Raw genomic sequence first — 21,325 nt, forward strand, 5'->3', positions numbered from 1 at the left:
ACAGCCCATGCCGGGAGTAAAGCTCATGGGGGAAGCGCTCGTCAAGCTACATTATATGATAGAAGGTTATAAAATCTTTGAGAAACTGCAAAATGACAAAGGTTTTTCCCTACAAGATTAGCTATAGGGCAGGGAATGAAGTGACTCCTGGCAGGGTACATGCGCCTCCAGGTTTTTCTGGCGCACTTGCGTTGCATGCGCTAAAACCTGTTTCGCAAAAACTATTCGGCCTGATCGGTGTTTAAGCATCAGTATAAAGTAACACACGGCTTCACCTAGGCCGTGCCACCTCAAAGCCTGCCGTAGTAGCGTGGGCTTATGTAATCCAACTAATATGAAGCGTGATAAAACAACCGCACTCCTCTTCGACCTGAACGGGACTGTTATAGACGATATGGAATTCCATGCCCAGGCTTGGCATGAGATACTAACCAACGATTTGGGGGCCGACATGAGTTGGGATGACGTGCGGAAAGAAATGTATGGCAAGAACAGCGAAGTGCTGGCCCGCATCTTCGGCGAAGACCACTTTTCGGGGGACGAAGTACACCGCGCCTCACTTAAGAAAGAGCAGTATTACCAGAAAGCTTACAAGCCGCACCTGAAACTGATCAATGGGCTGGATGGATTCCTGAAAGCCGCCGCTGAGCATCAGGTGAAAATGGCCATCGCCTCGGCAGCGATCATGGATAACATCGATTTCGTGGTGGATAACCTGGACATCCGGTCTTATTTTGACGCACTGGTGAGCGCTGATGATGTGGAGAACAGCAAGCCAGACCCGGAAACATTTTTGAAAGCGGCCCAGAAGCTCCACGCTGACCCCGCCGACTGTATTGTGTTGGAAGACGCTCCGAAAGGGGTGGAGGCAGCCCAAAACGCCGGGATGCGCTGCATTGTTATCACGACGGCGCACCCAAAGGAGGATTTCGCGCCGTATGACAACGTGATCGCTTACATCGCTGACTATACCGATCCGTACATCACGAACTTTTTCCAGGACCAGCAGGAATAACGCTTAAACAGTAAAGCATAAAAACAGCAGAAGCGGACTTTCGGGCCCGCTTCTGCTGTTTTTCCTAAGTTTTAGGTGTGTATGCCTTAGAACGTTTTGTTGATCTGGTAGTATACCTCGCTCCAGCGCAACTCATTTTCGAGCTGGCGAAGTCTGGTGTCTTTATCGATCACCACGCACTCTATACCGGCCATATCCGCGAAGTTATGTAGCTGGTCTGCGCTCAGGTTCTGGCTGTAGCAGGTATGGTGTGCACCTCCGGCCAGTATCCAGGCGGCACAACCCGTCTGCATGTCCGGGAGTGGTCTCCAAAGCACGCGCGCCACCGGCAGGTTCGGCAGGTCATGCTGCGGCTCCACGGCCTCTACCTCGTTTACCAACAGCCTGAAACGGTTGCCCATGTCTACGATCGAGGCGTTGAGGGCGGAGCCTCCGGCCACGTTGAACACCAGTCGAACGGGGTCGGCCTTGCCGCCTATACCCAGTGGGTGCACCTCGCAGGAAGGCTTGCCGTTTGCAATCGACTCGTCTATCTCCAGCATGTGCGACCCCAGTACCAGCGGGTTGTTTGGGTCGAAGTGGTAGGTATAATCTTCCATAAAGGCGTTGCCTCCCTCCAGGCCGCTGCCCATCACTTTCATGGCGCGCACCAAGGCCGCTGTTTTCCAGTCGCCCTCCCCGGCAAAGCCGTAGCCCTGCGCCATCAGGCGCTGTGCCGCAATGCCTGGCAGTTGAGCCATGCCGTGCAGGTCTTCAAACGTATCGGTAAAGCCTTTGAAGTTTCCGTCTTCTAGGAACGTGCGCAAGCCGATCTCGATTTTGGCGGCCTCACGAAGCGAGCTGTACTGGGCACCGCCTTTGCGCAGTGCCTCTACCACCGCATAGCGTTCCTCATACTCATTGGTCAGGGCATCCACCTCCCTGTCGCTGATCTGGTTGATGATGTTCACAACATCGCCAACGCCGTAGGTATTTACCGAGTAACCGAACTTCATCTCGGCCTCTACCTTGTCGCCTTCCGTAACGGCAACGTAGCGCATGTTATCGCCGATGCGGGCAAACTTCGCTCCCTGCCAATCCTGCCAGCCACAGGCCACGCGGGCCCAGGCGCCAACCTGCTCCAGTACTGCCTCATCCTGCCAATGGCCTACCACTACTTTGCGGTTCATGCGCAGCCGCGACACGATAAAGCCAAACTCACGGTCGCCGTGGGCGCTTTGGTTCAGGTTCATGAAGTCCATGTCGATAGACTCCCACGGAATATCTCGGTTAAACTGTGTGTGCAGGTGCAGCAAGGGTTTTTTGAGGATCTTCAGGCCACCAATCCACATTTTGGCAGGCGAGAAGGTGTGCATCCAGGCCACCACGCCCACGCAGTTCGTTGCCACGTTAGCATCTTGGCAGATGCGATAAATCTCCTCCGTTGTTTTCACGACAGGCTTGAACACGACAGACACAGGAACCTGCCCGGCGCCGTCTAATCCAGCAGCAATTTGCTGCGAGTGCTCCGCCACCTGGCGTAATGTTTCCTCTCCGTAAAGGTGCTGGCTACCTGTCACAAACCAGATCTCGTATTTATTTAACGCTATCATATATATAAAGTGTTATATTGACAATAATAAAACCTGATAAAAAAAAGCGTTGCAGCCCGGTAAGGCCGCAACGCTTTTTAAATTTTAATACCACAGGAAGTAGTAAATCAATGCAATGATCACCACGATACCCACAGCGCCGATGTTAAACGGCGTACCGGTATTGAATAGCACCGGATCCGAGATAATGGCTTTCGGATCAGAAAGCGGCATCTTCGCGTTGGTATAAAGTATCACTCCGATCATCAGTAGGAACGCTGACAGGAAGAACAGGGACTCTATACCATAGTAGCTGAACTCCGGCGTGTAGATGATAGCCGCAATCAACACAATCGCTCCCAGTACAAAGAAGACATAAGAGAAGCCTGCAATTTTACGCTGTCTGCTCTCAGACGGAAGCTGCACGGTTACTTTCTTACCTTTCTCCATAAAGCTGATCACCGAGGCGATCACGCACAGGATGATGAACACGTAACCCATACGCAACAGGAAGGGCATGTCCGGGCTGATGATTTTGAAGAGGATACCTGCCGGGATCGTGGCGATGGCTGTCCAGAGTGCGGCATTGGCAGTGATCTGTCTCCAGAACAAGCCCATACCGAACACAGCTACCACACCTGGGTAAATGTAACCGGTGTATTCCTGGATGTACTGGAACACCTGGTCGAGCGAGCTAAGCTGCGGCGCTACCAACGCGGCAATGGCCAGAGCCACAACCGCCACAATACGACCCACGGTTACCAACTCGCGGCCAGAAGCATTCGGCTTGAAGTATGGGCTGTAAATATCCATGGTAAAGATAGTGGAGGTACTGTTTACCATCGAGGCCAGCGAAGAAACAATAGCCGCGGCCAGGGCAGCAAAGGCAAGACCTCTAACGCCTGCCGGCACAAAGTTCTTCAGCAGCCATGGGTAAGCCTGGTCGGATTTTTCGATGGCGCCCATCTCAGCAACAGACTTGCCCAGGATATTGGCCAGTTCCTCCGGCGTGTGCGCGTTCAAAAGTACGTATGCCGCGATACCAGGTATAACTACGATCAAAGGCATTAAGATTTTCAGGTAACCGGCAAACAGCAAACCGCGCTTTGCCTCGTTGATGCTCTTTGCGGCCAGACCTTTCTGGATGATGTACTGGTTAAAGCCCCAGTAGCCCAGGTTAGTGGCCCACATCGCACCAGCGATTACGGCGATACCCGGTAAGTCGATAAATGCGTCACGGGTGCCGCCATTGCCATCCGGCACATAGATACGGCCCTCCGGTATAACCATCGTGAAGTGCTCACGCGCTCTCACGTACAGGTTGCCAAGACCCGCTATCACGCCCTCGCCGGCACCTACGGCATCCAGCGCCAGGTAAGTGGTTACCAGACCACCGCCTACCAGGAAGATCACCTGCACTACGTCCGTCCAGGCTACTGCCTCCAGACCACCGTAGATAGAGTAAATCGCGGAGAAAGCCAATAGGCCAATAATGCCGTACTGCAGCGGAATGCCCATGATGTTCTCCATGGCCAAGGCACCCAGGTAACTTACAGAGGTCAGGTTCACGAAAACGTATACCAACAGCCAGAAAACAGCAAACGCGGTACTTACACCACGGTTAAAGCGCTGGTTCAGGAACTGCGGCATGGTATAGATGCCCTTGTCGATGAACACGGGCAGGAAGAATTTAGCCACGATAATCAGGGCGATGGCAGCCATCCATTCGTAAGCGGAAATAGCCAATCCGATGGCAAAGCCAGAACCTGAGGTACCGATAAAGTGCTCAGCGGAAATGTTGGCGGCGATGAGCGAGGCTCCTACAGCCCACCAGGTAAGTGATTTGTCGGCAAGAAAGTACTCCTCCGACGTTTTCTCCACACCATGCTTGTTCCGGGAAACATAAAGGCCCATGAATAAGATGATGACGGCGTACAGGATAAAGACTACATAGTCTAGTGTTGAGAATCCGGCTGTCATGTAAAGATAGCTTTAGGGTTTAAATGTTTAAATTTTTTTAAGATATGTGAAAATATTCAATTATTTTAATAATCGCCCTCCAAATAGCGAAATAAACGCGTCGGATAACGATTTTTATACCATAACCCTAATCAGCTTTATTGTCCGTAATAAGAGTTTGCGCCGTGCTTGCGCTCATAGTGCTTTCGGATAAGTGACTGTTGGAGGCGTGGCGCCTTGGGGTTGATCTGTTCGGTCAGGTGCGCCATGCGGGCGATCTCCTCAACCACGGCGCTGTTGTAGACTGCCTTGGCGGCTGTTTTCCCCCAGGTAAAGGGGGCGTGGTTCCCCACCAGCACCATTTCCACCTCCTCGTAACTCATACCCTTGTCCTGCAGGTAGTTCATGATCTGGAAACCCGTCTCATATTCATAGTCCCCCTCTATCATTTCATCGTTCATGGGGGGCGCGCAGGGAATGTCAACCGTGTTGTGGTCGGCGTGCGTAGTGCCGTAAATCGGGATGTCACGCTGTGCCTGTGCCCAGGCCGTGGCGTAGGTAGAATGGGTATGGACGATGCCGCCGATGTTCTCCCAGTGCTTGTAAAGCACCGCGTGGGTTTTGGTGTCGGAAGATGGGCGGAGGCTGCCCTCCACCGTATTTCCGTCAAAGTCCACGATAACCATCTTCTCCGGAGAAAGCTCCTCGTAGGGCACACCGCTTGGCTTGATGGCGAAGACCCCCAGGTCGCGGTCGGCAGCGCTTACGTTTCCAAAGGTAAAGAGCACCAGCCCTAGCTTAGGGAGTTGCATGTTGGCGTCGTAGGCAGTTTGTCTGATGTGTTGGTACTGGCTCATATGGCTTCTTATCTTACTACTTCTTCTTGAATGTCGGTTACTTGGGGGGACACAGGCTGTGTGAGTTGCTCGATGGCCTCGCCATGGGTTTTATACTGCTCATAGCGCTTGGCATAGACAGCTGCGCGGCCTGCATCTGGGAAGTACTCTGCGTCGAAGCCCTGGCCCATGGCGTGCATCGCCTCTGTTACATCACTATACAGGCCCGCAGCGGTAGCGGCGAACATGGCGGCCCCGATGGCACAGGTCTGCTCTGACTTATGGATGCGGATGGGCATGTTCATCACGTCGGCCATCATCTGCATGATGAACGGGGACTTCTTCGCTACTCCGCCCAAGCCGATCAGGCCTTTAACAGGCACACCCTGCTCGTTAAAGCGGTCCACAATGCTCTTGGCACCAAAGCAGGTAGCCTCAACCAAAGCCCTGAACACCTGCGGCGCATCACTGCCCAGCCCTAAGCCCAGTATGGCTCCTTTCAGCAGTTGGTTGGCATCCGGCGTGCGGCGGCCGTTAAACCAGTCGATGGCAAAGGCGTCTTTCTCTGAAAGCGGAAGCTTTTCCGCGTGTTTAGTTAAGGCAGGTATGATCTTGTCCGCCAGTTCCTGGTACAAGGCTTCGGCCACTTCCGGGGACACGGTTTGGGTTTGTGCCAGCAGGTTGCGCAGCGGCCAGAGCAGAAGGTTTTTGAACCATGCGTAGGTATCCCCGAAGGCAGACTGCCCTGCCTCCAGCCCCATCATACCAGGGATAACGGAGCCGGGGACCTGTCCGCAGATGCCGCGCACCAGTTTGTCCTCAACCTCAGCGGTTGGAGCCACCAGCATGTCGCAGGTAGAGGTTCCCATTACCTTGCTCAGGTGGTAGGGCTCTATCTGGCCCCCTACGGCTCCCATGTGGGCATCAAAGGCACCCACGCCAATCACGACACCTACCGGAAGGCCCAGGCGCGTTGCCCATTCCTGGCTCAGGTTGCCAGCGGCTTTGTCAGAAGTATACGTGTCGGTGAAGAGGCGCGCTGTGAAGCCTGTCAGCAAAGGATCCAGCGAAGAGAAGAAGCTATCCGGCGGCAGCCCTCCGAATTCAGCGGCCCAAAGTGCCTTGTGCCCTGCGGCGCACACGCTGCGCTTCATTTGCCGCACATCGTCTCCGCCAGTTAACAGGAACGGGATCCAGTCGCAGTGCTCTACCCACGAGTAGCAGGCATTGCGTACCTGCTCGTCTGCGCGAAGCACATGCAGCAGCTTGGCCCAAAACCACTCTGAGGAGTATATCCCTCCCACATATTGCAGGTAATTGGTGTCGAAGCGGGTGGCGTGGGCATTGATTTCGGCAGCCTCGCCAATAGCGGTATGGTCTTTCCAGAGCACGAACATGGCGTTCGGGTTCTCCTGGAATTCCGGCAGAAGCGCCAGCGGAGTACCGGACTGGTCAACCGCAACAGGGGTGGAGCCGGTCGTGTCAATAGAGATGCCCTTTACCGCGGCGGCCACTTCGCTACCCGCTTCTTGCAGGCAGGCTTTAACGGTATACTCCAGCCCCTCCACATAATCGAGCGGGTGCTGCCGAAACTGGTTAGCACCTGCGTCGCAGTATTTGCCTTCTTTCCATCTAGGGTAATAATAAACAGAAGAAGCTACTTCTTCGCCATTTTGTGCATTTACCAGCACGGAGCGGACAGAGTCTGAACCATAGTCTACTCCAATTACATAAGCTATTTCTTTCACAGGCTGATTCAATTTTGTTTGTGTCAAATTAACACTTATTTCAAAACAAACAAAATTGTAAACCCATATTATGGTGAAAGATGCGTTTACCTATGCTGTCAGGAATTTTTCGGGGTTGGGCACAAACTTCAGGAAAGCCTGAAAGTCGTCCATGTATTTGCTGCGATCAAGCTTATAATAGAAGGCGCCTTTCTTGGAGCTGTCCTTGTCTTTGTCCAGTTGTTTCACAAAAAGGCCGGTAGAAAGCAGTTTGCGGTTGAAGTTTCGCTTGTCGAACGTGGTGTCATACAAGCCCTCGTACAAGGTTTGCAGCTGCGGAAGCGTAAACTTTTCGGGCAGCAGCTCAAACAGGATCGGGTGCAGGGCAGCCTTGTACCGCAGCCTGTTCTTGGCCATCTCCACCATCTGGTTATGGTCGAAAATCAGTTCGGGCATCTCCTGCAGTTTAAACCACTCGGCATGGTATTCCTTGCTGAGTTGCTTCTCATACTGCTGAATATCTATCAGAGCAAAATAGGTAACGGCGATGGTCCTTTCTACAGGGTCGCGGTCAGGAGCGCCAAAGGTATGCAGTTGCTCCAGGTACACATTATCTAGCCCGGTCAGGTTTTTCAAAATTCTGCTGGCCGCCTGGTCCAAACTTTCCGTAGGCTGCACAAAACCTCCCATTAAACTCCACTTGCGCTTTTCAGGGGCGAAGCCTCTCTGGATGAGCAACAGTTTGTAAGTTTCACCGTCAAAGCCAATAATGATGCAGTCGACTGCTACAAGTACACGGGTTTGGCCAGAGTATTTTAACATAGTAATGGTTTTGAGAGCCTGATTCGATGCGGTTCCTCCAACGCAAAGGAAGCATCCGGCGAATTAGTAGCAACGGAGGTAGAATCGATGTATCCGGGTGCTTTACAAATAATGTGTCTGTAAATTTAACACTTATCTAATAAATTGCTACATAAATACTTATTTCATAAAAATTCATAGACCCAACAAGCTTTTTTAACTTATATGGTTCACGCGTTTTGCTCCCCTCATCGGGTCACGTCTACTATTAATGTGTTCTAAAATCGGCCCAGTATTTCACCTTCAGTGATTAAAGGTATCTCTTAATTCTTAAAACTGAATATAGAGAAAGCGTTAATTGTGAAATTTCCTGTTTCGGTTATCGTATCTAGAAATATTTTTTAGCCATAACTCCATAGGTTACAACCGGCTGATTCCAGATCAAAAGGTAATGCCCATACCTTTCATTATGCATGCCGATGACTCGTTATACCCCTGTAAAGCATGATGCCCCCACAGTTCGAAACCATGAGGGCATTACACACTTTATAAATTTCAGAGGATTTTAAGCTGGCATCAGCTCTTTTAGTTCGCTCACTACTTTTGTCATCGACGATTTGGCATCCCCGAACAGCATGAGGCAATTCGGGTATCCGAACAGCTCGTTTTCGATACCGGCATAACCGGCACTCATACCTCGCTTGCACACAATCACGGTGCGGGCCTTGTCGGCGTTCAGCACAGGCATGCCGTAAATCGGGCTGCCAGGGTTGGTGCGTGCGGCAGGGTTCACCACGTCGTTCGCGCCAATAATCAGGGCGATGTCGGTGTTGGCAAACTCGTCGTTGATCTGGTCCATCTCGATCAGCTTGTCATACGGGATGTTGGCCTCTGCCAGCAGCACGTTCATGTGGCCGGGCATACGGCCCGCTACGGGGTGTATGGCAAACTTAACGGAGATGTTTCTTTTCTCCAGCATATCGGTTAGCTCGCGGATAATATGCTGCGCCTGCGCGACCGCCATACCGTAACCCGGTACGATGATGACAGAAGAAGCCGATTCAAAGAGCATTGCTGTCTCTTCCACGCCTACTTCCTTCACCACGATATCCTCGCCGCCGCCTGTGGCCGCACCTGCAGCGCTAGTCTGGCCGAAGCCACCCAGCAGCACGTTCACCAACGAGCGGTTCATCGCCTTACACATAATCTGGGTGAGGATGATACCGGACGCGCCTACCAGGGCACCCGCGATGATGAGCACCTGGTTGTTCAGCACAAAACCCGTGGCGCACGCCGCAATACCGGAGTATGAGTTGAGTAGCGAGATCACCACCGGCATATCGGCTCCCCCGATCGGGATAACCGTGAGTACGCCCAGCACAAGGGCGATGATGAGCACGCCCATCATCCAAAGCTCCACGTTTGGCTGCAACACCACCAGTACCGACAGGGCCAAAGCACCCAAAAACAACACGGCGTTGAGCGCATGCTGACCGCCAAACACAATGGCGCGTCCGTTGATCAAACCTTTTAGCTTTCCGAAAGCCACCAGCGAGCCTGTGAGGGTAACGCAGCCGATGATCACACTGATAATGATGGTGACACCCACCACCACTTCCATGCTGTAACCGGCAGCATGCGCCATGCGCCAGTACTCAGAGGTAGCCACCAACACAGAGGCCGCGCCCCCGAATCCGTTGAAGATGGCCACCATTTCTGGCATGGAGGTCATCTCGACGCGCTGTGCCACTACTGTTCCAATGGCAGAGCCGACGAGTATCGTCACGAAAATTTCTGTGAAGCTCAGTACCTGGCTGTCGAGCAGGGTAACGAGCACTGCAATGAGCATGGCTACTGCCGAGACAAAGTTGCCGCGCCGGGCCGTAGAGGTTTTGCCCAGCATCTTGATGCCCAGTATAAACATAACGGAGGCAACGAGATAGGCTATTTTGATGATTAATGCTTTTTCCATAAGGGTTATTTCTTTTTCTTCTTGAACATCTGCAGCATCCGGTCGGTCACGACGTAACCGCCCACCACGTTGAGTGTAGCCAGCAGCAGGGCTGCAATGGCCAGTCCTTTGCTCACCGACCAATCCTCTGGTCCGGCTGCCACAATGGCACCTACAATCGTGATCCCGGAGATGGCATTGGAGCCCGACATAAGCGGGGTGTGCAGGGTAGGGGGCACTTTGGAGATAAGCTCGAAACCTACAAAGCTGGCAAGCACCAGCACATAAAGAAGTACAATTAGACTTTCTGCATTCATACTGTTTTCGCTAAAATTTCTTTTGTAAACTGATGTACCAACTCGCCGCCGTGGGTGATCAGGGACCCTTTGGTCACCTCTTCATCCATCTCCCACTTAAAGCCCTCGCTCGTGGCCAGGTGCAGGAGCAGCGTGCTGATGTTTTTGGCGTAAAGCTCGCTGGCGTTCACAGGCACCATGGCAGGCAGGTTAGACTCCCCGATGATGGTGACCCCGTGCTTCACCACGGTTTTGTTAAACTCGCTCAGGGCGCAGTTTCCGCCCGATTCCACGGCCATGTCCACTACCACGGAGCCCGGTTTCATGCTTTCCACCATTTCAGCGGTTACCAGCATCGGCGCTTTCTTACCGATCACCAGCGCGGTGGTGATTACAATGTCGGCATCGGCGATATGCTTGGTGATGAGTTCTTTTTGCTTCTGAAGGTATTCGGCAGAAACCTCGCGGGCATAACCGCCTTCGGTCTTCACGCCCTCGGCCTGCACCTCCAGGAAGCGGCCCCCCAACGATTCTACCTGCTCCTTTGTCTCGGGGCGCACATCCGTTACCTCAACCACCGCGCCCAGGCGTTTTGCCGTGGCCACCGCCTGCAATCCGGCCACACCGGCACCAAAAATAAGCACGCGGGCAGGCGTAATGGTGCCTGCCGCCGTCATCATCAGCGGGAATATCTTACCCAGGGCATTGGCACCCAGCAGCACCGCTTTATACCCTCCCAGGTTTGCCTGAGAGCTGAGCGCATCCATTTTCTGGGCCCTGGAAATACGGGGCACGGCATCCATCGCAAAGGCGCTGATCTTTTTGTCCAGGCATACATCCACAAGTTCCGGAACGGTATAAGCATATAGGAAGGAGATCAGCGCGGTGCCGTCCCGCATCAGCAGCACCTCTTCCGGGGTAGGAGCGTTTACCTTCAGGAGCACATCGGTGTCCTGGAGCAAAGGCTCCCTGTTCTGAAAAATAATGCCGCCAACTTCTTCGTAGGCGTGGTCGTAGAAACCAGAAGACACACCGGCCCCGGATTCTATACCACATTTAAAACCAGCTTTGGTGAGTGTCTTCACGACATCTGGCGTAAGAGCCACCCTTCTTTCGGATAGTTTACTCTCTTTTAGTACAGCTATTTTCAAGGCTAAAAAATTAGGTTAGTTTTTTGCAAAAAGAAAATAAGGCGACTGCTACTCAATGAGCTGCCTCCCTATCTAAGGTAATCTAATACATGGAAGGCCTACAGCCAGGCCACCCCGCAAGAGGGATTTTGTATGATTAAACCGGCAATACGCTTCAGTGCTTTTAGGACTTTGCCATTATGGCATGAGCGCGAAGACCAGCCATATCCGTCATACTACAATCGTTTGCCTGCAGCACCAGGCAAGCCTTGTGTACCAGGCAGCGGACCTTTCCCCAAAGTTCCGTTATGCTGCGGTGATAAATTGGCTAGCTAATATAGGAAAATTTTAAAAACACTGCAATATTATTGATAACATGTTGTGTATTTATGGTGTTTATTGCGAAATAATTAGCTGCATGCCGAATAAATAGCAGCTTTTCTTAAAATAGCAGCATTTAGACCCGAAGGCAGTTTACCTCTCAAAACTGAACTTTAAATAATAAAGTATAGTACATTTCTTTTTTGACTTAGAGAAATGTTAAGCGACTGGTGTGTTAAGAAAGCTTTTCGAAAAAATCTTTGAGTTAATTTAATATTTTTTGATGGTCATTCCAACCACAGTGCGTATTTTTGGACTGTTATTTGTACATACAAAACTAAACGTAGCGTCGTGTTACATATAGCTGGTTGTGCATTACAATCTGGAATGTCAGAAGGGAAGTGTTTTGTCCTCCGGTTTACACTTGTTGTAAATCGTTGATGAGTACTTTCAAACCTGTGCCACGGGAATAATGAGCAGGCAGGTATCAGAACAGAGGCTAAAACCCATTTTTTTTAAGATGCTTAAGACGAAGAAAGAAATTATTTTAGAAACTGCTTTAAACCTATTTGCTGAAAAAGGGTATGAGGCTACGCCCACAAGCTTGATCGCGAAAGAGGCAGGGGTATCAGAGGGACTTATTTTTAAACACTATATCAGCAAAGAGAATTTGCTTGAGGCGGTAGTTAAGGCGGGGTACAGGCGCATCACGGACAGAAGCAAAGGCTTGGTTGTGGAAGCAGACCCGGTTCAACTGATCGAGAACGTGTTGGACATGCCGCTGAAACTGGTGGAGGAAGAGCGCAACTTCTGGCGCATGCAATTCAGGCTCGTGGATGAGGAAATTTCGCAGAAACACCACATGCGCTACTCCAACTCTGTGATGCAGAAGTTGGTGGGTGCCTTTGAGAAACTGGGTTATGCGGAGCCGGAACTGGAAACAGAAATCCTGATGCTGCTGGTGGAAGGCCTCTGGCGTTTATACCTCACGAACGAGGACAAAGGCCGGTTTGTGAAAATGCTTGACCTGATCAAGGCCAAGTACCAGCACTAACGCCGCAAAGCCCACTGTAGCGCCACGCAAGTTGGGCAGGCACGGGCTTCAAGACTGGGAACGATAGACTTTACATAAAACAGGAACGCTCAGCAGGTATAAATCCGCTGAGCGTTCCTGTTTTACATATGTCCGTTTCGGGCTACAGGCCAAAGGCGCGGGGTAGCCACAGGCTGAGCTCAGGGATATAGGTAATGAGCAACAGGGCCACGACCATAGCCAGGAAAAGTGGTAACAACGGTTTTATCACTTTGCTGATGCTGATCTCGGCAACGCCGCAACCCACAAAGAGCACGGAGCCAACCGGCGGAGTGCACAACCCGATACACAGGTTCAAAACCATGATGATGCCGAAGTGCACCGGATCAACGCCCAGTTTGGTGACTACCGGCAAAAAGATCGGGGTGAAGATGAGCACGGCGGGTGTCATGTCCATAAATACCCCGACAAAGAGCAGAATCAGGTTAATAATGATCAGAATAATGATCTTGTTATCGCTAATGGAAAGCAGGGCATCGCTGAAAGCCTGCGGAATATTGGCGTAAGACATCACCCACGACATCCCCATCGAAGTGCCGATGAGCAACATCACAATCGCTGTGGTCATCACCGTCTGAATCAGGATGTCGGGCAAATCCGCAACCTTTACCTGGCGGTATACCACCATGGACAGGATTACGGTATAGAGCACCGCAACGGCAGAAGCTTCGGTGGCCGTAAAAATGCCCGCGATAATGCCGCCAATCACCACGATGAGCAGGAGCAGGCTTGGCACAGCATCAAAAAATTTCTTAACGACTTCCTTTAGCGAGGTTCTGTCGCCTACCGGGTATTTGTTCCTGATGGAAATGAAGCCGGCCACCACCATAAGGGACAAGCCCAGCATAAGGCCCGGGATATACCCTGCCACAAACAATGCTGCAATCGAAACGCCACCGCTGGCCAGTGAATAAATAATAAGGATGTTGCTGGGTGGTATGATCATGCCCGTAGTGGCCGATGTGATGTTAACCGCCGCGCTGAAAGAGCGGGAATAGCCTTCCTTCACCATACGCGGGTTCATGATCCCACCAATGGCGGATGCAGCGGCCACCGCAGAGCCGGAAATAGCGCCGAACAGCATGCTGGCCACGATATTTACATAAGCCAGGCCGCCGGGGAGCGTGCCTACCAGGCCTTTGGCCAGGTCGATGAGGCGCGAGGCAATGCCGCCCCGGTTCATGAGCTGGCCCGCTAAGATGAAGAAAGGAATGGCCAGCAAGGCAAAACTGTCCAGGCCCGTGGCCATGCGTTGGGCCAGCGTCGTGAAGGCAGGCTCAGGAGCGATGCTCACCAGCATGGTCAGGAGGGCGGATATGCCTATAGAAAAGGCGATCGGCACACCCAGGGTAAGCAGTATAACAAAGCTGATAACCAGTACGAGTATCTCTATCAATTCCATGTAAGCCTGATTTGATGTATGGGCCTGCCGGGCAGGGTATAACTATAACTTGTGGGTTTGCGCTAAGCGGCAGGGTAGGCCTAAGCGGCCTTTTTCCCGATCGCCTCTCCGATCTCCACCGGCGTGGCGGGTTTATCCCGCAGGTTGATGATGCTGTAATAAATGATGATGAGTCCGCTCAGCGGCACCACCATGTATACATAACCCAGCGGCACATTCAGGGCGGCAGAGGTTTGGTTTAAGGTGAGCGTGATGTACACTAACTTGATGCCGCCCCATACCATCGCAAAGAAGGCGAAGAGCGCGACCAGGGTATGAATGAGCACATGTAGGTTTTGCTGCTTTTTGCCTTCCAGCTTGGAGGGTAGGATGTCGATGGCCAGGTGCATTTTTTTGCCGGTCACGTAGCTGGCCCCCAAAAGGCTGACCCAGATCAGCAGGAAACGCGCCAGCTCATCGGTGAAAGAGCTCGGCGACCGCAGGATAAACCGGGAGCCTACCTGCCAAAGCACGTTCAGCACCATAACCGCCATTAGTGTCACCAGTAACCAATACAAGCCACTGTCGAGCCTTTCTTTAAACTTCATATCAAGCTGGATTTTATTTGCTTACTTCTTGCTGTTTTCTGCTGCTTGGGGGCCGGCCGTGCGGATCCTGCGGATCAGCTCATACACCTCAGGCTCGCCTTTATAGCTCTCGAACAAAGGCTCCACCATCTTGGCGAAGGGGGCTTTGTCCGGGTAAGTTATCTCGACACCTGCTTTCTTAACCTCACGCAAGGCTTCCTCCTCAGCTTCATGCCATAACTTGCGCTGCACCACCGCCGACTCGTCCGCTGCCTCCTGCAGCCATTGCTGCTGCTGCGGTGTCAGGTCTTCCCATACCCTCGTGCTGATCAGCAGGATATCGGGCACCATGGTATGCTCGTTGATGGCGTAGTGTTTGGCTACCTCGTAGTGGCGCGACAGGTAAAAAGTGGGCGGGTTGTTCTCCGCACCGTCTACCACGCCTTGCTGCAGCGCGGTATAAATCTCGCTGGTAGAGATTGGCGTGGCGGCACCGCCAAAGCTGTTCACCATGCTGATGGCGGTGTTGCTGGCCTGTACCCTGATTTTGAGGCCCTTTAAGTCTGCTGGGGTGCTGATGGGTTTGTTTGCGGTATAAAAGCTGCGGCTACCGGCATCGTAATACGTCAGGCCACGGAGCCAGTACTGCTCACCCTCGGTCAGCAGGTCAGCCCCGATCTTGCCATCCAACACGCTGTAGTAATGCTCCTTCCCCTGGAAAATGTAAGGCAGGCTCAGCACCTTCAAGTTGGGAGCGAAACTCTCCATGGTGGCGGCAGACACCTTTGTCATGCCCAGGCTACCGATTTGCAGCAGCTCCACCGACTCTCGCTCGCTTCCCAACTGCGAATTCGGGTAAATATCAATAGTCAGGTTACCGCCGGACTTCTCCCGCACCCTGTCAGCCATGTAGACCATCGCCAGGTGCACCGGGTGGCTAACTTCCAGACTGTGGGCCAGCTTTACCTCCTTCTTTCCGGTAACCTTCTGGCAGGAGACGCCAGACAACAGCAGAAGCGCTGCGCAGAGCAAAAACAGGCTGCGTCGGGCTGGGCGGCCTATCAGGCTTTGAGTATTGAGAGTGTGTTTCTGCATGATTGCTTGCTGGGTTTCGTGGCGTGCGATATGTTTTGACTGCGTTTAAAAGCCGAAGTAGGACTTGGCGTTGTAATAGCAGATGTTCTCCACCAACTGCCCCACCCAGCCCATCTCACTTTCCGGCAGCTCGCCATTTTCCACGTCGTTACCGATCAAATTGCACAGTACTCGCCTGAAATATTCGTGGCGTGGGTAAGACAGGAAGCTTCGGGAGTCAGTCAGCATACCTACAAAGAGGCTCAGCAAGCCCATATTGGACAAGGCGTTCAGCTGTTTTTCCATCCCGTCTTTTTGGTCGAGGAACCACCAGCCGGAGCCGAACTGTACTTTGCCCGGGGTGCTGCCGTCGTTGAAGTTGCCGATCATGGTGGCAAACAGCTCGTTCTGGCTCGGATTCAGGTTGTACAGGATGGTTTTGGCCAGCTGGTCAGAGTTGTCGAGCTTGTCCAGGAACCTGGCAAGCGGCTGCGCCACGTCAAAATCCCCGATAGAGTCAAACCCTGTGTCAGGGCCAAGCTGGCGCATCATCCGGCTGTTGTTATTGCGGAGCGCGCCCAAGTGGAACTGCTGCGTCCAGTTTTTAGAGTGATCGAGCAGGGCCAGGTGCACCAGCATCGCCGACTGGAACTGCAGTACCTCGGTAGCCGTGAGGGGTTCCCGCTGCAGGGCTTTCCGGAATATGTGCTGTACCTCCTCGTCTGTATAATCTGCGGCGTAGATGGTGTTCAGGCCGTGGTCGGAGAGGCGGCAACCTTGTGCATGAAAGAAGTCGTGCCGTTGCTGCAGCGCGTCCAGCAAACCCTGAAAGCTGCTGATCGAAACGCCAGCGGCGGTTTCCAGTTTTTGCAGGTAGCTCAAAAAATCCTCCTGCCTGTCGATGGCCAGCACTTTGTCGGCCCGGAACGTGGGCAGCACCTGTATACCGAAATCATCGGCCTTGATTTTCTGGTGGTGTTCCAGGGTATCTGTCGGGTCGTCGGTGGTGCAAATCACCTCCACATTCATCTTGTGCAGCAGGCCCCGCACGGTGTAGCCTTCCGACTGCAACAGGTCCGTGCAGGTGTTGTAGATCTCCCGGGCCGTTTCCGGCTTCAGTATCTTGTTGATGCCGAAATAACGCTGCAGTTCCAGGTGCGTCCAGTGGTAAAGCGGGTTGCGCATGGTAAAAGGCACCGTCTCGGCCCACTTCTCAAATTTTTCGTAATCGTCAGCATCGCCGGTGCAGTAGCGCTCCGGTATGCCTTTGGTACGCATGGCGCGCCATTTATAGTGGTCACCCTCCAGCCATATCTGGGTTAGGTTGTCAAATCTTCTGTCGTTGGCTATGTCCTCGGCCGACAGGTGGCAGTGGTAATCGATGATGGGCATATGCTTGGCATGCTCGTGGTATAAACGCTGTGCCGTTGCCGTTTGCAAAAGAAAGTTATCGCCTATGAATGACATGAGGGGGACTGGTTGATAATGTAAAACCTGTATTTCTAGCGCTGGGGGTTAAGCGCTTTTTCCTGCTGCTGCAGCACCTGCATTTGGTCCGCCACCAGGGCAGCCAGGCCCGGCACGGTGGTCAGGTCCATCCCCCATAGGTCGGTGTCGGCCAAAACCGCAGCAGCTACTTCCTGTAGCGTGGGCTTTTGCCAGGCCCGTTCTATGCTCCCGATCACCCAGGGTGCATCCTGTATCGGTATTTTCTCGCCGTTCCATTCGCCCCGGTAAAACAGGATCAACGCAGCCAGGGCATGCAGCAGGCGTTCGGGGAGTTTGCCGGTTTGTTGCTGGTAGGCCAGCACCGAAGGCAGCACCCGCACTTTGTACTTAGACACCGCATTGAGGGCAATAGACAGTAACTCATGCCGGATAAACGGGTTCTGGAACCGCTCTATCACATCGTTGGCAAACTGCTGTAGCTCCTGTTTCGGCAAATCAAGAGTGGGTATGATTTCCTGTTCGATAGCCTCCCTAATAAATTTCCCGGTCTGCTCATCTTCCACAGACTCGCGCACGGTGCGCAAGCCGTGCAGGTAGGCCACCGGCACCAGGGTGGTATGCGCACCGTTTAGGATGCGTACCTTGCTGGTTCGGTATGGCGTCAGGTCCGGTACAAACTTCACCTGCAAGCCTGCCTCCTCCGCCGGAAATGCCTGGCGTACATGCTCGGGCGCTTCGATTACCAACAGGTGGTATGGCTCCGCGGTCACCACCAGGTTATCCTCAAAACCCAGTTTCTGCTGCACTTCCCTAATGTTCTCCTTCGGGAAGCCCGGCACAATCCGGTCCACCAGGGTGTTGCAGAAGGCGTTGTGCTTTTCTATCCAGTCAGCAAACCCCTCCGGTAAATTCCAGGTATGGGCATACTGTAGTACTATTTGCTTCAGGGTGTCTCCGTTTTGCTCGATCAGCTCGGTCGGGATGATGATTAGGCCTTTGTCGGGCGCCCCGCTAAAGTGACGGAAGCGGTGGTAAAGCAGCGCTGTCAGCTTTCCGGGAAAGCTCGACGCTATTTCCTCCAGTGTTTTGTCGCTGGCTTCAAACGCGATTCCCGCCTCCGTTGTGTTCGAGAACACAAACAGCAGGTCTGGGTTCTCGCCGCGCTTCAGGTAGGCACCGTAATTGTCGTAAGGGTTCATGGCACTGGCAATACAGCTGATGAGGCGGCTCTCCTGCGTGGGTTTGCCACTCTTGATGCCGTTCAATAGCACATGAAAAAGCCCGTCCTGCTGCTGTAGCGCCTTAATCTTTTTGCGGTCCCTGTCCCGTGGCTGCACTACATCTATAGCGCCATTAAAAGCGGTTTTCTCGTTCAGAATATCAATTATCCAGTCTACAAAGCCGCGCAGGAAATTCCCTTCGCCAAATTGCAGCACTTTAACGGGGCGCTGGGCTGATGAAATAGTAGCTGTGTTTCTGTTTAATGGCTTCATGCTATGTCTGTCTTGTTGTATTGGTGCGGTATAGAACTGCTGCAAGCGTATCGTTTCGGCCAACTGCTCTTTCAACGGCTTGTCCTAGATGCCTTATTTGCCTTTCCGGAGCGATGATTCCCGGATGATGAGCTCTGGCTTGAGGACGATCTTCTGCGGGGTTACCCGCTCGCTGTCGGACTTCAACTGCTCAAAGAAAACCTCCGCCGTCTTTTTGCCCATCGTGATGCTAAACTGATCCACCGTGGTAAGTGCGGGGTCGGTGAACGAGGTGAACGGGTCATTACTGAACCCTGCCAGCGCCACATCCTGCGGGATTTTGAATTTGTTCTCCTTCAACACCTGCATGGCACCCATCGCGGCAAAGTCGCTGGCCGAGAAGATAGCGTCTGGTCTGTCTTTCAGCCGCAGGAGCTGTTCCATGCTTTCCCGGCCGTCTTGCAATTGCAGGTTGCTTTTCACCACCAGTTCCTCGTCGTAAGGGATGCCGTGGTCGCGCAGGGCTTCGGTATACCCACGCAGGCGCTCCTTAAAAATGCTGACTTTCTTGGAGCTGGTGAAGTGGGCGATCCGGCGGCAGCCCTGCTGTATCAGGTGCTCCACGGCCTTATAGGCGCCCAGGTGGTCGTCAATCATCACCTGGCTCACCTCTAGGGCGTCAGTGGTGCGGTCGAACAGCACCAATGGAATGTGCTTGTCCAGGATGCGCTGGTAGTGTTCGAAGCTCTCTGTGTTTTTGCCGATCGAGGCGATGATGCCATCCACCCGTGCACTGAGCAAGGCATCAATGGTCTGTGCCTCCTTGTCGAAGCTGTCATAAGACTGGCTGATGATCACCCGATAGTTCAGGTTATTGGCCATTTCCTCTATACCGCGCACCACAGAGGCGAAAAAGGCCCGGTCGGCGGTGGGTACGATGATGCCGATCAGGAAGCTCTTGCCATTGCGAAGGGCTGCGGCAATATGGTTGGGCTGGTAATTCAGTTGCTTGGCCGCTTTCAGGACCGCCTTTTTGGTCTGGTCGCTGATGCGTGGGTTATCGTTGAGGGCGCGCGACACAGTGGATGCTGTGATGTTGAGCTTCTGTGCGATATCGTGAATAGTGACTTTGGTCTTGGTTTCCATGTTGTTTACTTAAAATTGAGTCATCCTGCTGCGCAGGTGATTCTCTGTGCCAATGCTTCTGGCGCAATAGCCTTTTAACGCGTAATCCTTGTTCAGGGGCTGCTTACTGCAAGATACAGAACATCTGGTTCAGAACTACCCTGTTCTGTCCTGTGCCCTTTGGCCAGACTTGCCGCCTATGCCTGCCGTGCTGGCGACTTACCTCAAAGTGCTTCCTGCGCTTTCTGAGGAGAGGCATCAGCTTTTTTCGCCTTGTAACAAGTGCGCGCTCCCATGGCTTACTACTACCATACATGGGGAGCGGTACACTACGTTGAAGGCACTACACATCTTGATTGTGTAAACGTTTGCGCAAATTACAAATATTTAGGAGTAAAACTAATGTTATTGTCTAAATCTATAGATTTTATATTAAAATAAGGATTTCATGAGTAAGTACTAACATTTTTTAAAAACAGCTATTTTAAGCTGATTTAGTAGTTTTTAACAACTTTTACATAAAAATTAATTCCTTTCATTGCATTAAGCATTAATTATTTATAATATGCAATCGGTTGCGCACTAAACTATCTTAATTGTAGTAAGTGATTAATCATTGGGTGATAGGATAGAGGGCATTTTAAGCCAATAGAAATATCCTTTGGTGAATGTGATGCATAGCTGCTATTGGAGGGCGACGCGGGAGGGCTAAAGATTTAGAAAGCAACCGTTGCTGCCTATTTGCAGCCTGCTGACAGAACGAACTTTACCTATTTATAAATCTCATATTAAATACGATTCTATGCGACATGTTTTACTTCAAAAGTCAAAGTACTTACTGGCGCTTGCCCTCGTTTTTACCACTATAGGAGGGGTGCTTGCGCAGGGCTTTGCTGTAACCGGTAAGGTAGTAGATGAAAAGGGGGAGGGCCTGCCCGGTGTGACGGTAGTGTTGAAAGGAACCACTACTGCCGCCCCAACAGACGGATCCGGGGTTTACCGCCTTACACTGCCCGACGGCAGCGGGACGCTGGTATTTTCGTACATCGGCTACCAGCCAAAGGATGTCCCAATCAATGGGCGTGCTACCGTCAATGTCACCCTGGCGCCTGATGCGAAGGCATTGGAAGAGGTGGTGATTATTGGCTATACCGCGGTGCCAAGAAGCGAGCTGACTAGTTCTGTCTCGTCGGTGGGGGCTAAGCAACTGCGCGATGTGCCGGTGAGCACTGCTGCAGAGGCGCTGGCCGGCAGGTTGGCCGGGGTGCAGGTCACAACCTCAGAGGGGCAGCCGGGCGCCGAAATTCAGATACGCGTGCGCGGCGGCGGCTCTATTACCCAAGACAACTCCCCGCTCTATATCGTGGACGGTATTCAGATGGAGAACGCGCTATCAGTGCTTTCGCCGCAGGAAATTCAGTCCATTGATGTGTTGAAGGATGCAGCCTCCACGGCCATTTACGGTGCCCGGGGTGCCAATGGCGTGGTGGTGATCACGACGAAAGGCGGCAAGGCCGCCCACGCAAGTAACCTATAA

The 21,325-nt window shown here is 52.6% G+C and carries 17 protein-coding genes; 3 read left to right on the top strand and 14 right to left on the bottom strand.

From position 1 onward, the window contains the following. Positions 1 to 334: 334 nt before the first annotated feature. Positions 335 to 1,015 carry an HAD family hydrolase gene (locus ACXYMU_RS15250; RefSeq protein WP_458987276.1) on the top strand — a complete coding sequence of 227 codons (681 nt, stop codon included), beginning with the start codon at positions 335 to 337 and terminating at the stop codon, positions 1,013 to 1,015. A gap of 86 nt (positions 1,016 to 1,101) precedes the next feature. Here ACXYMU_RS15250 and araA read toward each other — a convergent pair whose 3' ends face one another. The 8 genes from araA to ACXYMU_RS15290 form a co-directional block, all read right to left on the bottom strand. Further along, positions 1,102 to 2,607 (bottom strand): L-arabinose isomerase, encoded by a 1,506-nt coding sequence (araA, locus tag ACXYMU_RS15255; RefSeq protein WP_458987277.1) that lies wholly within the window; start codon positions 2,605 to 2,607, stop codon positions 1,102 to 1,104. 84 nt (positions 2,608 to 2,691) lie between these two features. Next, on the bottom strand, positions 2,692 to 4,566 hold the full coding sequence (locus tag ACXYMU_RS15260; RefSeq protein WP_458987278.1) for a sodium:solute symporter family transporter: 1,875 nt from the start codon (positions 4,564 to 4,566) through the stop codon (positions 2,692 to 2,694). Positions 4,567 to 4,703: 137 nt separating this feature from the next. Then, on the bottom strand, positions 4,704 to 5,402 hold the full coding sequence (locus tag ACXYMU_RS15265) for an L-ribulose-5-phosphate 4-epimerase (RefSeq protein WP_458987279.1): 699 nt from the start codon (positions 5,400 to 5,402) through the stop codon (positions 4,704 to 4,706). A gap of 8 nt (positions 5,403 to 5,410) precedes the next feature. Next, positions 5,411 to 7,129 carry a ribulokinase gene (locus ACXYMU_RS15270; protein ID WP_458987280.1) on the bottom strand — a complete coding sequence of 573 codons (1,719 nt, stop codon included), beginning with the start codon at positions 7,127 to 7,129 and terminating at the stop codon, positions 5,411 to 5,413. 90 nt (positions 7,130 to 7,219) lie between these two features. Continuing rightward, positions 7,220 to 7,930 carry an NUDIX hydrolase gene (locus ACXYMU_RS15275; protein WP_458987281.1) on the bottom strand — a complete coding sequence of 237 codons (711 nt, stop codon included), beginning with the start codon at positions 7,928 to 7,930 and terminating at the stop codon, positions 7,220 to 7,222. A gap of 544 nt (positions 7,931 to 8,474) precedes the next feature. Continuing rightward, the gene (locus ACXYMU_RS15280) at positions 8,475 to 9,881 is read right to left on the bottom strand and encodes an NAD(P)(+) transhydrogenase (Re/Si-specific) subunit beta (RefSeq protein ID WP_458987282.1); all 1,407 of its coding nucleotides are present in this window, start codon (positions 9,879 to 9,881) and stop codon (positions 8,475 to 8,477) included. A gap of 5 nt (positions 9,882 to 9,886) precedes the next feature. Continuing rightward, positions 9,887 to 10,177, bottom strand: a complete 291-nt coding sequence (locus ACXYMU_RS15285; protein ID WP_458987283.1) for an NAD(P) transhydrogenase subunit alpha part 2 — start codon at positions 10,175 to 10,177, stop codon at positions 9,887 to 9,889. Further along, the gene (locus ACXYMU_RS15290) at positions 10,174 to 11,307 is read right to left on the bottom strand and encodes a Re/Si-specific NAD(P)(+) transhydrogenase subunit alpha (RefSeq protein ID WP_458987284.1); all 1,134 of its coding nucleotides are present in this window, start codon (positions 11,305 to 11,307) and stop codon (positions 10,174 to 10,176) included. Before ACXYMU_RS15290 ends, ACXYMU_RS15285 begins: the two co-directional genes overlap by 4 nt. 820 nt (positions 11,308 to 12,127) lie before the next feature. On the opposite strand from ACXYMU_RS15290, the gene ACXYMU_RS15295 reads away from it, so the two are divergent. Next, positions 12,128 to 12,661, top strand: a complete 534-nt coding sequence (locus ACXYMU_RS15295; RefSeq protein WP_458987285.1) for a TetR/AcrR family transcriptional regulator — start codon at positions 12,128 to 12,130, stop codon at positions 12,659 to 12,661. Between the two features lie 142 nt (positions 12,662 to 12,803). Here ACXYMU_RS15295 and ACXYMU_RS15300 read toward each other — a convergent pair whose 3' ends face one another. From ACXYMU_RS15300 to ACXYMU_RS15325, 6 genes are all read right to left on the bottom strand, one after another. Next, positions 12,804 to 14,102, bottom strand: a complete 1,299-nt coding sequence (locus ACXYMU_RS15300; protein ID WP_458987286.1) for a TRAP transporter large permease — start codon at positions 14,100 to 14,102, stop codon at positions 12,804 to 12,806. Between the two features lie 80 nt (positions 14,103 to 14,182). Then, positions 14,183 to 14,689: a TRAP transporter small permease gene (locus ACXYMU_RS15305; RefSeq protein ID WP_458987287.1), complete on the bottom strand. Its 507-nt coding sequence runs from the start codon at positions 14,687 to 14,689 to the stop codon at positions 14,183 to 14,185. A gap of 21 nt (positions 14,690 to 14,710) precedes the next feature. Beyond that, positions 14,711 to 15,763 (bottom strand): TRAP transporter substrate-binding protein, encoded by a 1,053-nt coding sequence (locus tag ACXYMU_RS15310; protein ID WP_458987288.1) that lies wholly within the window; start codon positions 15,761 to 15,763, stop codon positions 14,711 to 14,713. A gap of 45 nt (positions 15,764 to 15,808) precedes the next feature. Continuing rightward, a complete protein-coding gene (uxaC, locus tag ACXYMU_RS15315) occupies positions 15,809 to 17,209 on the bottom strand; it encodes a glucuronate isomerase (protein ID WP_458987289.1) in 1,401 nt (466 codons plus the stop codon). Between the two features lie 35 nt (positions 17,210 to 17,244). Continuing rightward, a complete protein-coding gene (locus tag ACXYMU_RS15320; RefSeq protein WP_458987290.1) occupies positions 17,245 to 18,684 on the bottom strand; it encodes a tagaturonate reductase in 1,440 nt (479 codons plus the stop codon). Between the two features lie 93 nt (positions 18,685 to 18,777). Next, on the bottom strand, positions 18,778 to 19,809 hold the full coding sequence (locus tag ACXYMU_RS15325; RefSeq protein WP_458987291.1) for a LacI family DNA-binding transcriptional regulator: 1,032 nt from the start codon (positions 19,807 to 19,809) through the stop codon (positions 18,778 to 18,780). A gap of 781 nt (positions 19,810 to 20,590) precedes the next feature. Between ACXYMU_RS15325 and ACXYMU_RS15330 the strand changes: the two genes are divergently transcribed. Next, positions 20,591 to 21,325, top strand: coding sequence for a TonB-dependent receptor plug domain-containing protein (locus tag ACXYMU_RS15330; protein ID WP_458987292.1), 735 nt, complete (start codon positions 20,591 to 20,593; stop codon positions 21,323 to 21,325).

This window comes from Pontibacter sp. CAU 1760, from assembly GCF_054482735.1.

What these genes read in the sequence shown, in the direction of transcription:
- ACXYMU_RS15300 (WP_458987286.1), bottom strand. Translation starts at nt 14,102, where the DNA reads ATGGAATTGATAGAGATACTCGTACTGGTTATCAGCTTTGTTATACTG.
- ACXYMU_RS15260 (WP_458987278.1), bottom strand. Translation starts at nt 4,566, where the DNA reads ATGACAGCCGGATTCTCAACACTAGACTATGTAGTCTTTATCCTGTAC.
- ACXYMU_RS15325 (WP_458987291.1), bottom strand. Translation starts at nt 19,809, where the DNA reads ATGGAAACCAAGACCAAAGTCACTATTCACGATATCGCACAGAAGCTC.
- ACXYMU_RS15280 (WP_458987282.1), bottom strand. Translation starts at nt 9,881, where the DNA reads ATGGAAAAAGCATTAATCATCAAAATAGCCTATCTCGTTGCCTCCGTT.
- ACXYMU_RS15265 (WP_458987279.1), bottom strand. Translation starts at nt 5,402, where the DNA reads ATGAGCCAGTACCAACACATCAGACAAACTGCCTACGACGCCAACATG.
- ACXYMU_RS15305 (WP_458987287.1), bottom strand. Translation starts at nt 14,689, where the DNA reads ATGAAGTTTAAAGAAAGGCTCGACAGTGGCTTGTATTGGTTACTGGTG.
- ACXYMU_RS15285 (WP_458987283.1), bottom strand. Translation starts at nt 10,177, where the DNA reads ATGAATGCAGAAAGTCTAATTGTACTTCTTTATGTGCTGGTGCTTGCC.
- ACXYMU_RS15330 (WP_458987292.1), top strand. Translation starts at nt 20,591, where the DNA reads ATGCGACATGTTTTACTTCAAAAGTCAAAGTACTTACTGGCGCTTGCC.
- ACXYMU_RS15310 (WP_458987288.1), bottom strand. Translation starts at nt 15,763, where the DNA reads ATGCAGAAACACACTCTCAATACTCAAAGCCTGATAGGCCGCCCAGCC.
- ACXYMU_RS15320 (WP_458987290.1), bottom strand. Translation starts at nt 18,684, where the DNA reads ATGAAGCCATTAAACAGAAACACAGCTACTATTTCATCAGCCCAGCGC.
- ACXYMU_RS15275 (WP_458987281.1), bottom strand. Translation starts at nt 7,930, where the DNA reads ATGTTAAAATACTCTGGCCAAACCCGTGTACTTGTAGCAGTCGACTGC.
- araA (WP_458987277.1), bottom strand. Translation starts at nt 2,607, where the DNA reads ATGATAGCGTTAAATAAATACGAGATCTGGTTTGTGACAGGTAGCCAG.
- uxaC (WP_458987289.1), bottom strand. Translation starts at nt 17,209, where the DNA reads ATGTCATTCATAGGCGATAACTTTCTTTTGCAAACGGCAACGGCACAG.
- ACXYMU_RS15250 (WP_458987276.1), top strand. Translation starts at nt 335, where the DNA reads ATGAAGCGTGATAAAACAACCGCACTCCTCTTCGACCTGAACGGGACT.
- ACXYMU_RS15295 (WP_458987285.1), top strand. Translation starts at nt 12,128, where the DNA reads ATGCTTAAGACGAAGAAAGAAATTATTTTAGAAACTGCTTTAAACCTA.